The sequence below is a fragment of the Butyrivibrio sp. WCE2006 genome, from assembly GCF_000701985.1.
In the GTDB taxonomy this organism is placed as follows: domain Bacteria; phylum Bacillota; class Clostridia; order Lachnospirales; family Lachnospiraceae; genus Butyrivibrio.
In genome coordinates, this window is the sequence record NZ_JNKH01000009.1 from 1 (window position 1) to 19,073 (window position 19,073).

General features: G+C 39.7%; 15 protein-coding genes and 1 tRNA gene. 1 reads left to right on the plus strand and 15 read right to left on the minus strand.

The window, feature by feature from the left end; translation table 11 throughout:
* Positions 1-201: 201 nt before the first annotated feature.
* The 7 genes from T501_RS08010 to T501_RS08040 form a co-directional block, all read right to left on the minus strand.
* Positions 202-654 carry a CvpA family protein gene (locus T501_RS08010; protein ID WP_044914216.1) on the minus strand — a complete coding sequence of 151 codons (453 nt, stop codon included), beginning with the start codon at positions 652-654 and terminating at the stop codon, positions 202-204.
* Positions 655-986: 332 nt separating this feature from the next.
* On the minus strand, positions 987-2,300 hold the full coding sequence (locus tag T501_RS08015) for a DUF5711 family protein (RefSeq protein ID WP_050008199.1): 1,314 nt from the start codon (positions 2,298-2,300) through the stop codon (positions 987-989).
* A gap of 72 nt (positions 2,301-2,372) precedes the next feature.
* Positions 2,373-3,413, minus strand: coding sequence for an aldose epimerase family protein (locus tag T501_RS08020; protein WP_044914217.1), 1,041 nt, complete (start codon positions 3,411-3,413; stop codon positions 2,373-2,375).
* A gap of 18 nt (positions 3,414-3,431) precedes the next feature.
* Positions 3,432-4,031 (minus strand): recombination mediator RecR, encoded by a 600-nt coding sequence (gene recR / locus T501_RS08025; protein WP_026510196.1) that lies wholly within the window; start codon positions 4,029-4,031, stop codon positions 3,432-3,434.
* Positions 4,031-4,381 carry a YbaB/EbfC family nucleoid-associated protein gene (locus tag T501_RS08030; RefSeq protein WP_026510195.1) on the minus strand — a complete coding sequence of 117 codons (351 nt, stop codon included), beginning with the start codon at positions 4,379-4,381 and terminating at the stop codon, positions 4,031-4,033. Before T501_RS08030 ends, recR begins: the two co-directional genes overlap by 1 nt.
* Positions 4,382-4,550: 169 nt before the next feature.
* Positions 4,551-6,383 carry a DNA polymerase III subunit gamma/tau gene (dnaX, locus tag T501_RS08035; protein ID WP_081843090.1) on the minus strand — a complete coding sequence of 611 codons (1,833 nt, stop codon included), beginning with the start codon at positions 6,381-6,383 and terminating at the stop codon, positions 4,551-4,553.
* Between the two features lie 186 nt (positions 6,384-6,569).
* Positions 6,570-6,725: a rubredoxin gene (locus T501_RS08040; RefSeq protein ID WP_044914219.1), complete on the minus strand. Its 156-nt coding sequence runs from the start codon at positions 6,723-6,725 to the stop codon at positions 6,570-6,572.
* 261 nt (positions 6,726-6,986) lie between these two features.
* On the opposite strand from T501_RS08040, the gene T501_RS08045 reads away from it, so the two are divergent.
* Positions 6,987-7,073: transfer RNA gene (locus tag T501_RS08045), tRNA-Ser, on the plus strand.
* A gap of 110 nt (positions 7,074-7,183) precedes the next feature.
* On the opposite strand, the gene T501_RS08050 is transcribed toward T501_RS08045, so the two are convergent.
* The 8 genes from T501_RS08050 to T501_RS08085 form a co-directional block, all read right to left on the minus strand.
* Positions 7,184-8,500, minus strand: a complete 1,317-nt coding sequence (locus tag T501_RS08050; protein WP_026510193.1) for a sugar phosphate nucleotidyltransferase — start codon at positions 8,498-8,500, stop codon at positions 7,184-7,186.
* A gap of 172 nt (positions 8,501-8,672) precedes the next feature.
* On the minus strand, positions 8,673-10,541 hold the full coding sequence (gene glmS, locus T501_RS08055) for a glutamine--fructose-6-phosphate transaminase (isomerizing) (protein ID WP_026510192.1): 1,869 nt from the start codon (positions 10,539-10,541) through the stop codon (positions 8,673-8,675).
* 15 nt (positions 10,542-10,556) lie between these two features.
* Positions 10,557-12,038 (minus strand): hypothetical protein, encoded by a 1,482-nt coding sequence (locus T501_RS08060; protein ID WP_044914220.1) that lies wholly within the window; start codon positions 12,036-12,038, stop codon positions 10,557-10,559.
* 67 nt (positions 12,039-12,105) lie between these two features.
* Entirely contained in the window at positions 12,106-13,974 is a 1,869-nt protein-coding gene (locus T501_RS08065; RefSeq protein WP_044914222.1) for a polysaccharide biosynthesis protein, read from the minus strand.
* A gap of 66 nt (positions 13,975-14,040) precedes the next feature.
* Positions 14,041-15,246 carry a UDP-4-amino-4,6-dideoxy-N-acetyl-beta-L-altrosamine transaminase gene (gene pseC / locus T501_RS08070; protein WP_044914224.1) on the minus strand — a complete coding sequence of 402 codons (1,206 nt, stop codon included), beginning with the start codon at positions 15,244-15,246 and terminating at the stop codon, positions 14,041-14,043.
* An 83-nt stretch (positions 15,247-15,329) separates the two neighbouring features.
* Entirely contained in the window at positions 15,330-16,562 is a 1,233-nt protein-coding gene (locus tag T501_RS08075) for a nucleotide sugar dehydrogenase (protein ID WP_026510188.1), read from the minus strand.
* A gap of 150 nt (positions 16,563-16,712) precedes the next feature.
* On the minus strand, positions 16,713-17,804 hold the full coding sequence (gene gmd, locus T501_RS08080; RefSeq protein WP_044914225.1) for a GDP-mannose 4,6-dehydratase: 1,092 nt from the start codon (positions 17,802-17,804) through the stop codon (positions 16,713-16,715).
* Between the two features lie 139 nt (positions 17,805-17,943).
* Entirely contained in the window at positions 17,944-19,062 is a 1,119-nt protein-coding gene (locus T501_RS08085; RefSeq protein ID WP_044914226.1) for an acyltransferase family protein, read from the minus strand.
* Between the last annotated feature and the right edge of the window lie 11 nt (positions 19,063-19,073).

Sequence of the window (19,073 nt, forward strand, 5' to 3'; positions counted from 1 at the left end):
TTTTTGGAATTTTCAGGGTTGCATTACTATTTCATTGTCAAAGTGCTTTGTCTTGGCTTGTCAGCCGCAACTCTGATAGAATATCATGTCTACGACTTTCTGTCAAGAAGTTTTTTGCTTTTCTTCAAAAGATTTAATCAAGCAGTTATCAACTCTTGTATTGTTCTCTCTCGAAGTGAGCGAAATTGATTATAGCATCACTTACATGGGAATGCAACTAATAATTTTTAAAAATGTAAAATTTATTGCATCGTCTATTCGATATCCAATTATATGTTGAATAAGCATTACCCACATGTAAGTTTCAAGTGCTCCAAAGCATGCTCCAAGTAGTTTATTAACATTACTGAGTATAGGAACCTTGCCTGCTCCTTTTGTCCCTCTGGCAATTCCCTGGACCACTCTATATATAACCACCACTATTGCCAGCTCAACTATCGTTCTGAATATCTGCAGGTTCTCTCCATGAATCAGCTTTCCTATAGAACCTGCGGAGAGTGTAAATATCACGAATCCTACAGCGAGTCCTGCTATTTCAATCAGTTCATTGATCAGTCCAAACTTGAATCCATAGGACACTCTCCACAATAGTACAATTAATACCGCAAGTGATACTATCACCTGCGGCATTGATATAAATTCCATTACATCCATTATAATTCCCCTTATCTATAGATTCCCCTCCCGAAACAAGGATCGGAGTTTATCAAACTTTTACTATATATAATAGATACTTTATAAAACTTTTATCTTTACCACTTATTATTTTATAAAACTTTAATCACAATATTTATCTGTATAGGTTCTCGAAATGATTTTCATCTTGGCGTTCAAAAAGTAATAGAATTCTGGACTTATTGAGGCACAACAGATAAAAATCATATGCATACGATATAGTAAAATATTAGCGTGTTCGTACGTCATTAACAGTAAACGCCTTCATCAAAAGATGAAAGCGTTCTTAATAAAGACTTGTACATTTCTAATTATTTTAATTCAAGAGTATCAATAGAGTTCTCGGTAACCAGAATAAACTTACTCCTTACATTAGTAGGTATCATGACTTTAACCGCGCGGTCGAAACCTGCTCTGTATTTTTCATTTCCCTTCATATCATAAAGTATGTACTCATTTTCGCCGTAAACAAGTATCTGTCCGCTTTCAAATAGCACATCTACGTATTCGGTATCAAAGTACAATGTGGTTTCCAGATTACCTGATTCACCATATATCTGCAATCTATACGCACCCTCATCAGTATTGTTTACAAAAACAATACCCACATGGGATTCGTTATAAAACACCGATTTTATTTCTTCTTCTCCGGTAAGACTCTCTGTCTGGCTGGTCGGAACTTCTTTTCCTGAATAAAACATTATTCTGTCATCAGCTACTGCAAATATCCTGGAGTCATTCATAAACTGCACATAAGGCACTACCACATTAGGATAATCGTATCCGCTGGCATAATTATCTGCCAGATTTTGTCCGACAGCACCGAAATTAAAAAACGCCACGCTTGTCTTTATTCTGCCACTATCCGCTTTCAGATATGACACACAGACCAATTCTCCACTCGGTGATATGGCTATGTCGACAGGATAACCACTATCCTGCATTGTAGTTTTGAAATTCGCAAGAGTATTACCTGAAGCATCGAAAAGATATATCCAGGTCACATTCTTATCATCAAGAGCAGCTGCAACTACCCCCTGTGAAGCTACACAAAAATCTCTGATAGGAAGATTAGTATCAATCTCACCCAGTGTCCCACTGGTATTAGCCACATATATGTTGTGCCCGTTATAGTCGCCTATAGCCACAACATTTTTACAGGTATGAACTGTTGGGTTCTGCATCTGGTATGTCTGGTTCCAAAGCTGCTGCCCCTGACCATCTATACAGCTTGCGCCGTCTTTACTGTAGGATAAAATATATCCCCCAAGATTTATTGCCTTTGCCCCGCTGGCATCAGTTATTCTAACCGATGAAATGATCGAACTTTCCGTAAATTGTTTATCTCTCCAGCTGATATATACAGCAGCAACTACAAAGACAGCTATTACCAATATGACTACCGTTCTTATAAACACAGCTATACGGTGTTTTCTGATTTTTTCCTGATATGAAGGCCCGGTGCTCTCATAATCATCTTCCGCATCAAGAGACTTATCCTGATTGTCATCCCAATCATAATCTCTGTTTAAGGCTTCAAAGGGATCGTAATCCCTTTCATCACCTGCGGAATTCTTCTTTTGTAATTTCTTAATATACTTGGTGAAATCTTTGACTTCTGCCATTTAAAACTCTTTTCCAAAAAATGCATTATTATAATTTTGCAGCCAACATAATTGGCTGCAATAATCAATAATTTACAAAAATCTATATACAGTAATTGAATCGTATTCACGCTCAGGTCCAAATACAGCATCAGGGAATCCTGCATGATGTATTGCATCAGGGAAGATCTGTGTTTCTAAGCAAAAACCTTCTCTTGGCTTATAGTCGACACCGCCTTTTCCTCCTTCAGCTTCAAGGAAGTTACCTGCGTAAAACTGAAATCCGGGAAGAGTTGTTGAACACTGCATGGTAATGCCTGACTCAGGACATTTTACCGTAGCAAAAACTCGTCTTGTTCCATCGGCGCCATCTATAATGAAATTATGATCATAGCCACCGCCAAGCTTAATCTGAGGGTCATCAGCATCTATCTCCAGGCCGATTCCTTTTTCTTTTCTAAAATCAAAAGGAGTACCCTCTACATCTGCGAACTCTCCTGTAGGAATAAGTCCATCACCAACAACTGTTGTCTTTGATGAATTGAACTGGGCAATGTGATCGGTAATTGAACCGGTGCCCTGTCCACGAAGGTTAAAGTAGCAATGGTTAGTAAGATTTATCAATGTTTTTGCATCACTTACCGCATGGTAATGAAGTGATAATGCATTGTCTTCTGACAGTGAATATGTAACGTAAAACACTCTGTTACCTGAAAAACCAAGATCCCCATCCTCTGCTTTCAGTGTGAAGGTCACGCTGTCCTCAGTTTCTGAAGCCTCCCATACTCTTTTATGAAAGCCATTGTCAAAATCACTGTGAAGGTTATTAGGTCCATCATTAACGGCCATCTGAAATTTCTTTCCGTCTATTTCATAACTTGCTCCGCCAACTCTGTTTGCAACAGGACCTACGACTACACCAAGAAAACATGAGTTATCAAAATACTTCTCAGGATCATCAAATCCAAGAACTATATCTCTTTTTTCTCCGTTTTTGTCCTTCACAAAAATATTACGGATTGCGGCACCGTAATTCATAAGGCAAACTTCTGTCCCCTGGCTGTTTGTCATATGATATCCATAGATAGGTGCACCGTCTTTTGCTTCTCCAAGAAATTCTCTTTTCACACTCATCATCTTACCTCCAAAGATTTATAATTCAGTTCTGCCTTCCAATGCACGAAGCAAAGTAACTTCGTCAATGTATTCCAGATCTCCTCCTACCGGAACACCACTTGCAATTCTTGTAACCTTAATACCTGTCGGCTTAACAAGCTTACTGATATACATTCCTGTAGTCTCGCCCTCGAGGCTTGAATTTGTTGCAATAATAACTTCATCGACCGGATCAGTCTGTAGCCTTTGCATCAGCTCTTTAAGTTTTATATCTCCCGGCCCGATTCCAAGCATTGGCGAAATAGCCCCATGGAGCACATGATAAACGCCATCATATTTTCCTGTCTTCTCATAAGCTGCAAGGTCTCTTGCATTCTCCACAACCATTATCGTTCTATGATCACGCTTTTCATTGGCACAGATCGGGCAAATCTCGTTGTCTGTAAGAGTGCAGCATTTACTGCAGTAATGTACATTTTCTCTTGCATCCGTAAGCGAGTTTGCCAGCCTTAAAACCCTGTCCTTGGGAAGTCCTATTATATAAAAAGCCAATCTCTGGGCCGACTTGCCTCCAATCCCCGGAAGGGATGAAAGCTCTTCGATCAATCTGTTAATATGTCCGCTATATAAATCCATTAAAATGAAAGTCCTCCGAGACCACCGAGGCCTCCTGTCATTTTGCCCATGATGTCGCCCTGGGCCTTTTCAGCAAGATCCATAGCCTCGTTAACAGCAGCAACTATCATATCCTGCAGCATCTCAACATCATCAGGATCTACTGCATCCTGTGCAATAGTTATAGATAACAGTTTTTTGCTTCCATTAACAACTGCCTCTACTGCACCACCGCCTGCGCTCGCCTTAAACTCCTTTGTTTCAAGCTCTTTCTGGCTCTCCTCCATCTGGCGCTGCATGCGCTGTGCCTGTTTCATAAGATTATTCATGTTTCCGGGCATGCCCCCGGGAAATCCACCTCTTTTTGCCATTTTATTATTCCTCCTGTTAATACTTTATTTAAGCATAGCACTTAGCAATATTTCAAACTTGTTTCGTAAATCCAATATGCAAAACTATAAACCTTCTCACACTCAGCGCAGCAAGTGCTCAGAGCTGAGTAAATAGTAACTATAAGTTCGCTATGTTAGCGGTGCTTATTTACTCATCTTCATCATGGTCCTTCTCTTCGAAGGCATTCTCGTCATCCATAGCCTGTTGATCATCAAAATATGAATCATCATCAATTCCGGTAATTATGTTTCCTCCGGAATTCTCATATTCCTCATAAGATTGCTCCTGAGACCCTTCCAACTGTGAATCAGACTCGTCATCTTCAGTCATCTGCATCTCCAAAGGAAGCTCCGGCATCTCTACGTCCTCTTCAGTAACTATGTCAAAGTGGATGTTATTAAGGCTTACGTACTGTTCCTGCATGGGCTTATCGTGATCGGCGTAACGCATTTCAAAATCTATATGTTTCCCTATAGCTTCATCCAGCACAGCAGATAATTCAGATTTCCCCGGATCATCGTTATACTTTTGCACGCGCTCCTTATTATCGAGCACAATGAAAAGTTTGTTATCATTTCCCTGACTCAGTACCGCTTTCTCCATGTATACTCGCATCGGATTACTCATTTTCACAAGAATCCTGCCCCAGTTGTTAACAACCTTTTTCACATCTTCAGCTACCGCTGACTCAAGAATCTGTGTCTTTTCTGGTGTTTGACCCGTTCCGGAGGCATTCGCTGAATTCCTACCGTTTCCGTACGTGCCACCCCCTCCTGAACTTACCGCAATCTGACCGGATTTTATCCCGTCCAGCACGCCATCAAGTTCCTGACTTTTCTCTTCGAGGATTCTGATTCTGTCAAGCAAAGCGTCATTCCCCTCATCCATCTGCGGCTTGCAAAGTCTGATGATTGCAACCTCTATAAGAATTCGTTTCTGCGGCGCATATTTTAGGCTCTGTGAAAGCTCGGAGAAAACTCTGATATATCGCATTATTGTATCCACATCAGAATTCTTAGCAAGTTCTTTCAGGATATTTAAGTTGTCGGTGGACATATCCACCGCATCCTCCATGTCATCCGATGTACTTACCAGCATCAGATTCCGGAGATACCATATGAAGTCATTTACAAACTGGGAAAGCTCGCGCCCCTTTATTACTATCTCAGACAGCAGGTTCAGCGCTCCAGTCACATCCTGCTTTATCAGATGTGAAAAAAGTCTTCCAAATATCTCGGTATCTACTGCACCAAGTACTCCAAGCACCTTATCGTAGGTCAGCTCTTCACCATAATTAAACGCTATACACTGATCCAGAAGACTTAAAGAATCTCGCATGGATCCGTCTGCTGCCTTGGCAACATATCTTAAGGCTTTATCCTCAACCTGTATTCCTTCTTTATCAACAACTTCCCTAAGTCTGTCAGCAATGGTATCTATGGTTATTCTATGAAAATCATACCTCTGACATCTTGAAAGGATTGTAATCGGTATCTTCTGGACCTCTGTGGTTGCCAAAATGAATATTACATAAGACGGCGGTTCCTCAAGACTCTTCAACAGTGCATTAAATGCTCCCGTTGAAAGCATATGAACCTCATCGATAATGTATACCTTATATTTTCCAACTGTAGGGGAATAGGAAATCTCATCTATAATCTCACGAATATTATCTACGCCGTTATTTGATGCAGCATCAATTTCAATAACATTCCCCATCGCCGCACCGGACTCTATCGCCTTGCAGGTAGGACACTCTCCACAGGGACTTCCATCCCTTGGTGTTTCGCAGTTAACCGCTCTTGCCATGATCTTCGCAACAGAGGTCTTACCGGTTCCTCTGGTTCCGCAAAACAGGTATGCGTGTCCGATTCTGTCTGATTTGATCTGATTCTTCAGCGTAGTTACTATATGATCCTGTCCCTTAACATCATCAAAGACAGGGGGTCTGAACTTTCTGTATAAAGCTACGTATGCCATCTAAAAATCCCCAAATATTTTGAACTTCAACTAACTAATTATACTCAATTACGAGGGCATCAACAACTCTTTATTAAATTTGTAAAGCTCACTATGAATCCTTTGCAAATAGAAAAAAGGTATGCAGCACATACCGCATACCTTCACTTAAAACTTTATATTCACTTTTGTTTGTTACTCAAATTATTACTCGGGCTTAAACTCGTCCTTGCCTACTCCGCAAAGCGGGCAAACAAAATCTGCCGGGAGTTCATCCCACTTTGTTCCGGGTGCTATTCCGTTATCCGGATCGCCTGCTGCCTCATCATAAACATAGCCACATGTGCCACATACATACTTCATAGAAAAGCTCCTTTCCTGTTAGATGTACAAGTAATATCAACAATCATATTATACCATAGGCCATATAGTGTAATTATTATTATTTTGTAAATTTATTGGCTTATTTTCGAATGTATTCACGCATATCATAGTTCGTATATGAGCATCATAAAATATGAAAAACAATACGTTTTTATGTCAGTGCTATCACAATATATTGATTGACTTAACTTATCCACCCTTTTATAATAATAAAGCATGTAAAAATCAGCGCACAATTATGCAGAGCTACTCAAGAGGTCCAAGAGGGAGCACTCGAAATGCTTTAGGCCGGTTTCCGGCGCGTGGGTTCGAATCCCACGCTCTGCGCGCAAAAAGAGCTTCGCAAACGCGAAGCTCTTTTTGTATGTAATCATTATGTAATCGGATTCCAAAATTCCCTCGAAAATTCAGAAATCGTATCGAATCAGATTCTGCAATTACAAAGTGTATTTTATCTTATCTTCAACAGAAATGTCGGTTCCAAGCTGAACTTCTATTACCTGAAGTTCCTCGTCACTTTCATTGATAATGGTGTGCTTGCTTCCGGCTTTCATGTTTACCACATCACCCGGACGTACTATCTGCTCCTGTCCATCAATGATGACTTTTCCTACGCCTCGAACAATACTCCAGACCTCATCTCTTCTCTCATGGCTATGATAGTTCATCTCATGCCCAGGATTTAATGTGACCTTGATTGTAAGAGAATCCTTTTCAGCATCCAGCACTCTGTAACTTCCCCAGGATTTCTCAGCAAACATTATCGGCTGCTCGATTTTTTCTACGAAGGGCTTTATGTATGAGCTCTGTTCCTTATCAGACACAAGGATACCCTCCGGAGAAGCTGCAACTACTGCATCCTTTAGTCCCATAACAATAACAGGAATATTGAGATCATTTATTACATGAACTCCATCACACTTATCATTTAAAAGTGCCTCACCGATTACATTTTCTTCCATGGCTTCGGTAAGTGTATTCCAGGTTCCAAGATCTTTCCAGAGACCTGCAAATCGCATAACACTGATATTTGATTCCTTTTCAACTACTGCATAGTCAAAGGAAATCTTTTCAAGGGTTGCATACTTTCCAAAAAGATCATCATAATCCTTGAAATCAATGATCTCATGAGCCTTATCAAGAAGATAAGAAAGCTTATATGCAAAAATACCGCCGTTCCAAAGAGCGCCCTTTGAAATGTATTCCTTTGCGGTAGCTACATCCGGTTTCTCTTTGAAAGATACTACTTTTGATACATCAGATTTATCCTCAGGAATAATATATCCATATTTCTCTGAAGGATAAGTGGGATCCATTCCCAATAATGTAAGATTCGCATCTCCTTTAGCTGCAAGGTCAGAGAGTTTTTCAAGTGCTAGGAAATACTCTCTGTCAACATACGGATCCACGGGGCATACAACCACAGGTTCATCAAGTGCTACTCCCTGCTTATCATGAAGATAGGCACTGGCGAGTGCTATTGCAGGAAATGTATCTCTTCTGCAAGGTTCGATTGATATTCCCACGTCTGTTCCGAGCTGATTATGAATGGCTGAAATCTGTGTCTTACTGGTTGCTATCGTGATCTTAGCATCCTTGTCAACTTCCTTAAGCTGACGATAGACACGCTGAACCATGGATTCATAATCACCGTTCTGATCCTTAAATATTTTAATAAACTGCTTTGATCTTATATCGTTGGAGAGAGGCCAAAGACGCTGACCTGATCCTCCGGATAATAATACAATATTCATCTAAATACTATCTTTCCTTTTATTTCTTTGTATCACAATAGGCTAGTGTTCTGCACAATCTGTATATCCAATCATAATGGTTAATCGTCATATAATTTTTATCCTGCAGAGCTTTTCACCTTATGAGTAATATACTTTACTCCTCAGTTACTCATTTTGCAAGTTTTTTATTTTATTCTACAGTTACGCTCTTTGCAAGGTTTCTTGGCTTATCTACATCAAGTCCCTTTGCAACGCTTATGTAATAACCCAAAAGCTGAAGAGGTATAACCGCAAGAGATGCCGCAAAGTGCTCATCAATCTTTGGAACATATGCTGCAAAATCAACCGTATCCTCTATCTCATAGTGGCCATAGGTCGTAAGTCCCATCAGATAAGCTCCTCTGGCCTTACATTCAACCATATTGCTGATTGTCTTTTCATAAAGGTCATTCTGAGTAAGCACACCTATAACCAGGATTCCATCCTCGATAAGGCTTATGGTACCATGCTTAAGCTCACCTGCTGCATAAGCCTCTGAATGAATATATGAAATTTCTTTCATCTTAAGGCTTCCCTCAAGAGAAGCTGCATAATCAATTCCACGTCCTACAAAGAATACATCCTTTGCATTTGCATATTTTGCTGCAAACCACTGAAGTCTTTCCTTATCATCGAGAATCTTCTGTATCTTTTCAGGTATAGTCTTCATCTCAGAGATATACTCTGCACATTTTTCATCATCGATAAGTTCTCTCACGTATCCAAAATGAACAGCAAGAGCATAGCATGCTACAAGCTGAGTGCTGTATGCCTTTGTAGTAGCAACCGCGATCTCTGGTCCTGCGAGGGTATACAGTACGTGATCAGCCTCTCTGGCGATTGATGAACCCACAACATTTACTACTCCAAGAGTAGCAACACCCTGATTCTTAGCCTCACGGAGCGCAGCAAGAGAATCAGCTGTCTCACCTGACTGTGAAATGATCATTACGAGATCATCTTTATCAAGAAGCGGTTTTCTATATCTGAATTCTGAAGCAAGTTCAACTCTGACAGGAATATGGGAAAGCTCCTCAAACACATACTGGGCAGCCATACCCACATGCCATGCAGAACCGCAGGCAACAATGTAAATCTGTCTTATGTTTTTAATCTTTTCATCACTTATTCCGCACTCTGAAAGGTCTATTTTATTGCCTTTAACCACAGAGTTAATTGTATCTTCAACAGCCTTTGGCTGCTCATGGATTTCCTTCATCATGAAATGCTCAAATCCACCTTTTTCAGCAGCCTCAGCATCCCATTTGATCTCTACCTTATCCTTCTGGATTTCATCACCATCAAGGTTGTAGAACTTTGCATCGCCTTCTGTAAGACATGCCATTTCCTGATTGCCAATGTAGTAAACATTTCTTGTGTACTTAAGGATTGCAGGCACATCAGATGCGACATAGGTAGCACCATCCTCAACACCGATAACCATAGGGGAGTCTTTGCGGGCAACCCATATCTGATCCGGATAATCCTTGAACATAAGCGCAAGTGCATAGGATCCGCGCACACGTACCATTGTTTTAGCAATAGCATCTATGGGGCCGATATTATACTTCTTGTAATAGTAGTCAACAAGCTTAACTGCCACCTCAGTATCAGTCTGTGAATAGAATTCATAACCATGACGAAGAAGCTTTTCTCTAAGTTCCTGATAATTCTCGATGATTCCATTATGAACACCAACAACATTTGCTTCTTCTACTGTTGTGCCATGTGCAAACTCATTAGCTGAAACATGAGGATGAGCATTGATTTCAGAGGGTTCGCCATGAGTTGCCCATCTGGTATGACCGATACCGATAGTTCCCTGAAGAGAAGTTCCATCATTGGTCTTTTCAGCAAGAACCTTAAGTCTGCCCTTTGCCTTTACAACCTTGACCTTCCCGTCTAAATCTCTAACAGCCAGGCCTGCTGAATCATATCCGCGATACTCAAGCTTAGACAAACCATCCAAAAGAATCGGAGCTGCCTGCTTTCTACCTACATATCCTACTATTCCACACATAAAACATATCCTTTCTTATCTTACAACCACTGCGCCGAGAATATTCACGCCAAACTTCTTACAAAGCTCAACTTCTCTTGCAACATCCTCAAAACGTGATTTGTCTATTTTTTCAACAAGAACAACAGCATCAGAATCTGAGAGATCCTTCATGGAAACAGCATCATTGACTGCTGAGCTTCCAGCCTTTACGCTTGACAGATGGGCATCCTGATTCATCTCTTTACAAATGGCATTTCTGATCTTAACAGAAATATCATCATCAGATGCACCCATAATATATACACTATTACTTGAAAGTTTTGAAGCCCCAATGGCAGCCCCCTGGGATACGAGTCCAAACTCGCCTGCATTACTCTTAACCTCTCCGATAACAGAAATGCCAAAAGCTCTTCTTATATCATCAGCGGTGTGAACCTTACCTGAAAGGACATAAAACAAGGCATAGAGGAACGCTACTATAAAAATTCCACCTACAAGGCCTGCAGCAATGTATTTCTTGCTTACAGTTCTCACAACCATCGTTTCTACAGAAGAATCATCAGTAGCATCTGCCTCTTCGTTTTCATTTGAATAATCGGCCACAATAGCATTAAAATAGGCTTTTTCCTCAACAGACATTGCATTGGAAAGACCTGTTATATAATTTCTCAATGTATTAATAGTATTCTCACTGTTGGTCTGAAGTCCAAGAATATAGCCGTCATAGCCTTCAAAATAATATGTTCCAACAGGAGTGATATCATAGTTGTATACACCACTTACAGTTTCTGTAACAGCATCAAAATGACTATCAAGAACATCCATAACAGCCTTAGCATCTTCCTTGGTATTTCCAAAGGTACTAATTGTCAAAATAGAATCAGCATCCAGCACTATTCTAACCATCTCTCTTATGGATGTAGCATCAAGTTCTTCATCTGCACCGATTGCTTTTTTTATCTCAGCAACGGTATCAGCAGTCATAAGTTCATTACTGTATGCAACAACAATATTATTAAGTCTGCTTTCTGCATTACTTATTTCTATTGTATTACCGGATAAATCCGAATCCAGAGGTGAGGATATACCATCAGCAGCACCTCTGATGCTTACAGATGTGTTACTGCCATTTACAAAGTCATCCATTACATACTGTTTTGTTACTCTGGAGACATCGTAGGCATTCATGGTAAGAACAGGAGATTTTTCATTATGCTCAATTGCACGCATATAGTTCTGCATATTCTCTTCGTACTGTTCAGCAGCTACTTCACAATACTTTGCGCTGGGCTCCGTTAGTTTAATCCGTAGTTCTGCAGCATTGGAATTGCTTGAATTTGCAACAGCAACAGGCTCACCTGTTTCCTTATCAACAACAACTCCACTCTTCAAATATCCGAAGGCACCTAAAAGAACAGCTCCCACTATTGCACATACTACCATTACCTTCCATCTGCGAAGAAGATACAGCGCAAGATCTATGAGATCTATCTCCATATTGTCTTTGTAATCCATCAAAGTAACTCCTTTCACTTCTTAACTAGTCACTAATTTTTTATATAAACAGAAATTCAGAGATTTTTCAAGGATGATATGTCCCGACTATATCAGCAACCATACTTTTCACTTCTGCGCTATCCTTTTTAGAAGCCTCATCAAGTATTCTTAACTTCTCTTCAAATTCTGAATCATTCATCTCTATCGGATGTCCAATATATATCATGTTATTTGCAGTCTTCTCTTTGCCCTCATCATCCATAAGAAGCTCCTCGTACAGCTTCTCTCCCGGGCGAAGTCCTGTGTAAACTATCTCTATATCTTCATCCGGCTTATAACCTGAGAGCTTAATGAGATTCCTTGCCATATCGTCTATTCTGACCGGTTTTCCCATATCAAGGATAAATATCTCACCACCGGTCGCATAATATGACGCCTGCAAAACCAGAGAAACCGCTTCAGGAATCGTCATGAAGTATCTCACTATGTCCTTGTGCGTCACTGTAACAGGTCCGCCCTCAGCAATCTGCTGCTTAAACAGCGGTATAACGGATCCATTGGATCCGAGAACATTGCCAAATCTCACTGCTGCAAAAATCGTACCACTACTCTTTCTGTTCATCATCTGAACAATCATTTCACAGACTCGCTTCGAAGCCCCCATAAATGATGTAGGGTTAACAGCTTTATCCGTAGAAATAAGCAGAAATCTCTTGACTCCATATTTAGCTGCCGCAAGAGCTGTCTTATAGGTTCCAAAAATATTGTTCTTAACTGCTTCGTTCGGACTCTTTTCCATAAGCGGAACATGCTTGTGTGCAGCAGCATGAAAAATAATATCAGGTCTGTACTGCTTAAGTACATTATTGATTCTGTCCGTGTTTCGAACAGATCCGATAAGTGCTTCAACCTTAAGATCCGGATATTTTCGCTTAAGCTCCTGCTCGATATCATATGCATTATTCTCATATATATCAAAAATAATTAGCAACTTGGGATTTGCAGCCGCTATCTGTCTGCACAGTTCTGACCCGATAGAGCCACCACCACCTGTGACCATGACTACCTTGTCACTGATTGCTTCTAAGATTTCGCTATTATTAACTCTTACCTCATCTCTCTCCAAGAGGTCCTCAAGATTTACATCACGAAGTCTCGATACACTTACTTCTTCAGATACTATCTGGGTCAATCCCGGAACAGTCTGTAATTTACATCCAGTTTCCTTACATATATTAAGGATTTCTCGTCTGTCTTTATCGCTGGCGGAAGGGATTGCGAATATAATCCTGTCAATGTCATACTTTTCGCAAAGCTCAGTTATGCTGTTTCGTCCGCCACCTATCTTAATTCCTCCCAGATATCTGCCCCAGGTAGTCTTATTATCATCAATTATCACCCTTACTTTATATCTTTTGTCGAGCTTTAAATCTGTAATAAGTTCACGTCCTGCTGCGCCGGCACCAATTATCATAACATTGGCACGTTCTATGAGTTCTCTGTCCTTAGGATTAATCCTAAATACACTGCCTCTGAATATTCTGTAGGAAAATCTGATTCCCATACAGAATATCAGATTAAGTATTATTCCCATAAACATGCAGCTTCTGGGAAGATTTATCCTTTCAATTCTGTTCTCCGTAAAAAGAAGGATCGCAATAACAAAATATGCCCCGATAATCCTGTATACTTCAGTAAGTGAGGCAAATCTCCAAATGCTGTGATACAGCCTGAAAACATAATATACAGCAAGGGTTGTCAACGTAGCTATCGGCAGCATATACAAAATATTATCTGTATAAATCTGAGGTATTTCGCGATATTTGAAATCAAAACGCACAAGCAAAGAGAGCAGATGTGCTGCAACAACGCTAAGCGCATCTGCTACCAAAATCAGAATAATCCTGCAATAATATCTAACGTCTGTCTTCTGTTTGTTGTATAAGTCCGGCACTATAGTATACCAATCCTTGCTATCGAATTATCACTTCCTATTTAACGAACACTTAACGACAAAAGATTACTTCCTGTAATAGTCTACAAGTTTTTTAACAGCTCTGATAACATCATCTACATCTTCATCCGTCATCATAGGATAAAGCGGTATACTCATGATTCCCTTATATACATCCTCTGCAACAGGACAAAGTCCCTTCTTATATCCCATCTCCTGGTATAATGGCATCCAGTAAACCGGAATATAGTGTACCTGGCACTGAACATTCTCAGCACTCATTGCTTCAAAAAATTCACGCCTTGTGCAGCTTAGTTTCTCAAGATCAAGTCTTATGACATACAGATGTCTGCTGGAATCCGACTGAGGAATATCCTCCTCAAGTAAAATTTCCGGCACGTCAGCAAAAGCTGCATTATACATCTCAACAATTTCTTTTCTTCTCTTAACAAAACGATCAAGTTTATCAAGCTGGCTTGACAGAAGAGCAGCCTGTATATCGGTCATCCTCAGATTCATTCCTAAAAGCTGCTGCTCATAGTACCAGACTCCCCCGTTATCCTCGTCAGCAGGAGTCATAAATTTGGAATGATCATGTTCCATACCATGAGAACGGAAAAGATAAGCTTTTCTGGCATATTCGTCATTATTGGTGATGACAGCACCACCTTCACCTGCTGTTACCGTCTTCACAGGATGAAATGAAAAAGTAGTAATATCTGCCAATGATCCGACAGGTATTCCATTATATTTAGATCCTATGGAATGAGCTGCGTCCTCTATGAATACCAGATTGAACTCATCACAGATTTTCCTTATCTCCTCAACCTCCACAACCTGCCCGGTGTAATCAACCGCAACTATTGCCTTGGTCTTCTCAGTTATATGCTCCCTTATACTCTTGGGATCAATCTGATAAGTCTTGGGATTAATATCTGCAAAAACAGGCTTAGCACCACAATATAGAGCGCAGTTTGCACTTGCCATAAATGTAAGTGGAGTGGTTATAACTTCATCACCCGGTCCAACTCCTGCGATCACACATGCTGTATGCAGAGCAGCGGTATCATTTGTCATGACTATCGCATGCTTTGCTCCGGTTATTTTTCTAAGCTTTTCCTCCGCTTCATCAACCTTGGGACCACATGTAATAAACGGACTCACAAGAGTTTGTGCAACAGCATCAACATCCTCTTTTGTAATGCACTGACTTCCATAATAAATTTTTTCACTGCGGACCGGCGTTCCGCCATTAATTGCAAGCTCTTCCATTAGTATATTTAAATCCTTTCACAAGGGTAAATAGAGCTGAGATTTAGACCAGCCTTATCTACAATCATTATAAATGAACAAAATCAATCTCTTCTGAAGAGGTCTCTGGTATAAACCTTCTCCTCAACATCATCAAGAACAGAATCGTATCTGTTTGCAATAATACTGTCGCAACCAGTCTTGAACTTATTTATATCATTAACAACGAGAGATCCAAAGAAAGTAGTTCCGTCAGGAAGTGTCGGCTCATAAATGATAACCGTTGCACCCTTTGCCTTGAGGCGCTTCATAACTCCCTGAATAGAGCTCTGTCTGAAATTATCACTGTTGCTCTTCATAGTAAGTCTGTATACACCAACAGTTATGGGACGCTCTTTGTCTGCATTCCACATACTGCTTGCAGTATAATAACCTGCTTTTTCAAGAACTCTGTCTGCAATATGATCCTTACGTGTTCTGTTACTCTCAACAATAGCTCTGATAAGATCTTCGGGAACATCCTGGAAATTAGCAAGAAGCTGCTTTGTATCCTTAGGAAGGCAATAACCACCGTATCCAAAACTGGGATTGTTATAGTGTGTTCCTATTCTGGGATCCAGACATACACCTTCAATAATATCCTTTGTATCAAGACCCTTAAGCTCAGCATATGTATCAAGCTCATTAAAGTAAGATACACGGAGTGCAAGATATGTATTAGCAAAAAGCTTAACCGCCTCAGCCTCTGTAAAGCCCATAAACAGAGTATCAATATTCTCTTTTTCTGCGCCTTCAACAAGGAGAGATGCAAATGTCTCTGCAGCTTTTCGACTATTATCATCGCAGCCAACAATTATACGGCTGGGATAGAGATTGTCATAAAGTGCCTTGGATTCCCTAAGAAACTCAGGACTAAACAGAATTCTGTCTGTCTTAAACTGCTCCCTTACCTTCTGTGTATAACCTACAGGGATGGTGGATTTAATTATCATAACCGCACGGTCTGATGATTTAAGTACGAGATCAATAACGGCTTCAACTGCTGAACAGTCAAAGAAATTCTTCTGAGGATCATAGTTAGTGGGTGCAGCTATGATAACATAGTCAGCATCTGCATAAGCTGCAGCACCATCTGTAGTCGCATGAAGTTTTAATCCTCTCTCTTCATGCTCATCCAAAAACTTTTCAATATAATCATCCTGTATAGGACTTTTCCAATTGTTTAATTTCTCAACCTTTTCAGGAAGAATGTCTACTGCTGTAACCTCATTGTGCTGTGATAAAAGTACTGCCAAAGAAAGGCCTACATAGCCTGTTCCTGCAACTGCGATTTTCATATTATTTTGTCCTCCCAAAATTTATGATGTAATTTGTTTCATTCCATAAAATGATGTGGGTGTCAAAAGTAATTTTTGACACCATATGATATACGAATTGCTTCAAAACTTCGTCATTCTCACAATTCTACAAATATTCGGGTCATAAAATTATTTTACAACGCCCTTTTCAAGGTACTCTTCCAGATTGGTTCTGATGTGCTCCTCTGCACGTTCAACCGCAACCTTCTCCATATCATGCTTCACCATGATCTCAACAAGCTGCTCAAAAGTTGTTGCTGTCGGATTCCATCCAAGCTCTTTCTTAGCCTTAGTGGGATCTCCCCAAAGGTTAACTACGTCGGTAGGTCTGTAAAAATCAGGACTTACTTCAATTATGACCTTGCCTGTGGCTTTATCTATACCCTTCTCATCTATGCCTTCGCCCTGCCACTCAAGCTCTATTCCTGCATAACGGAAAGCAAGTGTTGCAAATTCTCTCACAGAATGCTGAACTCCTGTAGCAATTACAAAGTCCTCAGGCTTGTCATTCTGAAGAATCAGCCACATACATTCAACGTAATCCTTAGCATAACCCCAGTCACGAAGTGAATCCAGATTACCAAGGTAAAGCTTATCCTGTTTTCCCTGGGAAATTCTTGCAGCTGCAAGAGTTATCTTCCTTGTAACGAAAGTCTCGCCTCTTCTTTCTGACTCATGGTTAAACAGAATACCCGAACAGCAGAACATGTTGTAAGCTTCTCTGTATTCCTTAACAATCCAGAATCCATACTGCTTGGCAACAGCATAAGGGCTGTAGGGATGGAAGGGAGTATTCTCGTTCTGAGGAACTTCCTCAACCTTACCATAAAGTTCTGAAGTTGATGCCTGATATATTCGGCATGTATCAGCAAGTCCACAAAGACGAACAGCCTCAAGAACTCTTAATACACCTGTTGCATCAACATCTGCCGTAAATTCAGGTGAATCAAAGGATACCTGAACATGGCTCTGAGCTGCCAGGTTATATATTTCATCAGGTCTGACAAGGCTTACCACCTGCATGATACTCATGGAATCTCCAAGATCCCCATAGTGAAGATGAAAATTCGGTGCACCCTCAAGGTGTGCTATTCTCTCCCTAAAATCTACAGATGAACGTCGTATAACGCCATGAACCTCATAGCCTTTTCCCAGTAGAAGCTCTGCGAGATAAGAGCCATCCTGTCCTGTTACGCCTGTTATCAGTGCTTTCTTTGCCATAATAATTCCTTTTCTAATTTCATAATGAATTAGGGCCTAAAAGTAAATATAGCCTAAATCATTGTAATAATCTGAGTAATTATATCATAAAAATAATGGTACATCATCACGATATAACTTCCATCATTCCCACTAAATCTTAGGTTCTATTTTTCAAATACATTACCCTATCAATACATGAATAAATTATATAAGCAACTACGCCTATCAAGAAAGTTAACCCTGCATACTTTAAAATATTAATTACAAATGTTGCAGTACTATTATACCAATAATATATCCAGTCTGTTTTTTCCCACAGGCTATAGAATACCCCATTATCATGGATGAGGTATATCATAAACGTTGAACTTCCAAGAAAGTTAATTATCCTGCTGCTAAATGTTTTCATACGTCTGAATAATTCAAATAGCATTATTCCTGATATTATTACTAATACATGCCAATTACTGTACTCTGTTACCACCTGGATATATATTTTTCCACCAAATTTTTCGAAATTCTCCATGCTTAATGACCTGACATTATATGCAGATAAGCATATTAAGCAAATCACAAATAAACCACCAAGCACTATAAATGGCAGTTTTATTCTTCTTAATGGATCATATTTTTTAATATATCCCGAAAAAGAATACAGAAAAATACCTGTGCCCAATGTACGTAGTCCCGGAATCAAACCATCTAATAAAGCTCCGGTCCACCCAAATTCTACCATCGCAAATATAATTAACAAAAATTCTGAATATTGTTTGAAGTCAAGTTTAGACAGCCAGCTATTAAGAAATAGCTTACCAATAAGAATTATCATAAAGTAGTAGCCAACATACCATGACATGGTATTAAAATTGGATATGTCTGCCAGACCTACATATCTTCCGACTTCAAGTTTTGTAAGTCTATACCATAAAAATGATCCGCCTATTAAAGCTACTGATGCAAAAGCAAGCTGTGACAATAGTTTCTTAGAAATCTTAACCATATTCACATTTTCTTTTTGTACCAGAAAATAACCAGATATTAATACAAAAATCGCATTACCTAAAGGTCCAAAAAAAGATCCAAAATCTGACAACCATAATCTTTTAAAAATAATTGGATTATTAAAATATCCATTATCCATCCTGGTCATTGATGAATAATCGGTAAGCTGAATATTAATGCAATGAACAAAAATGTGATGAATTATGATCATGACCATTGCCAGCACTCGTAGCAATTCAAAATTAGAAGACCTATTATCGCTTTTTTCTTTCATTCATACTCCGC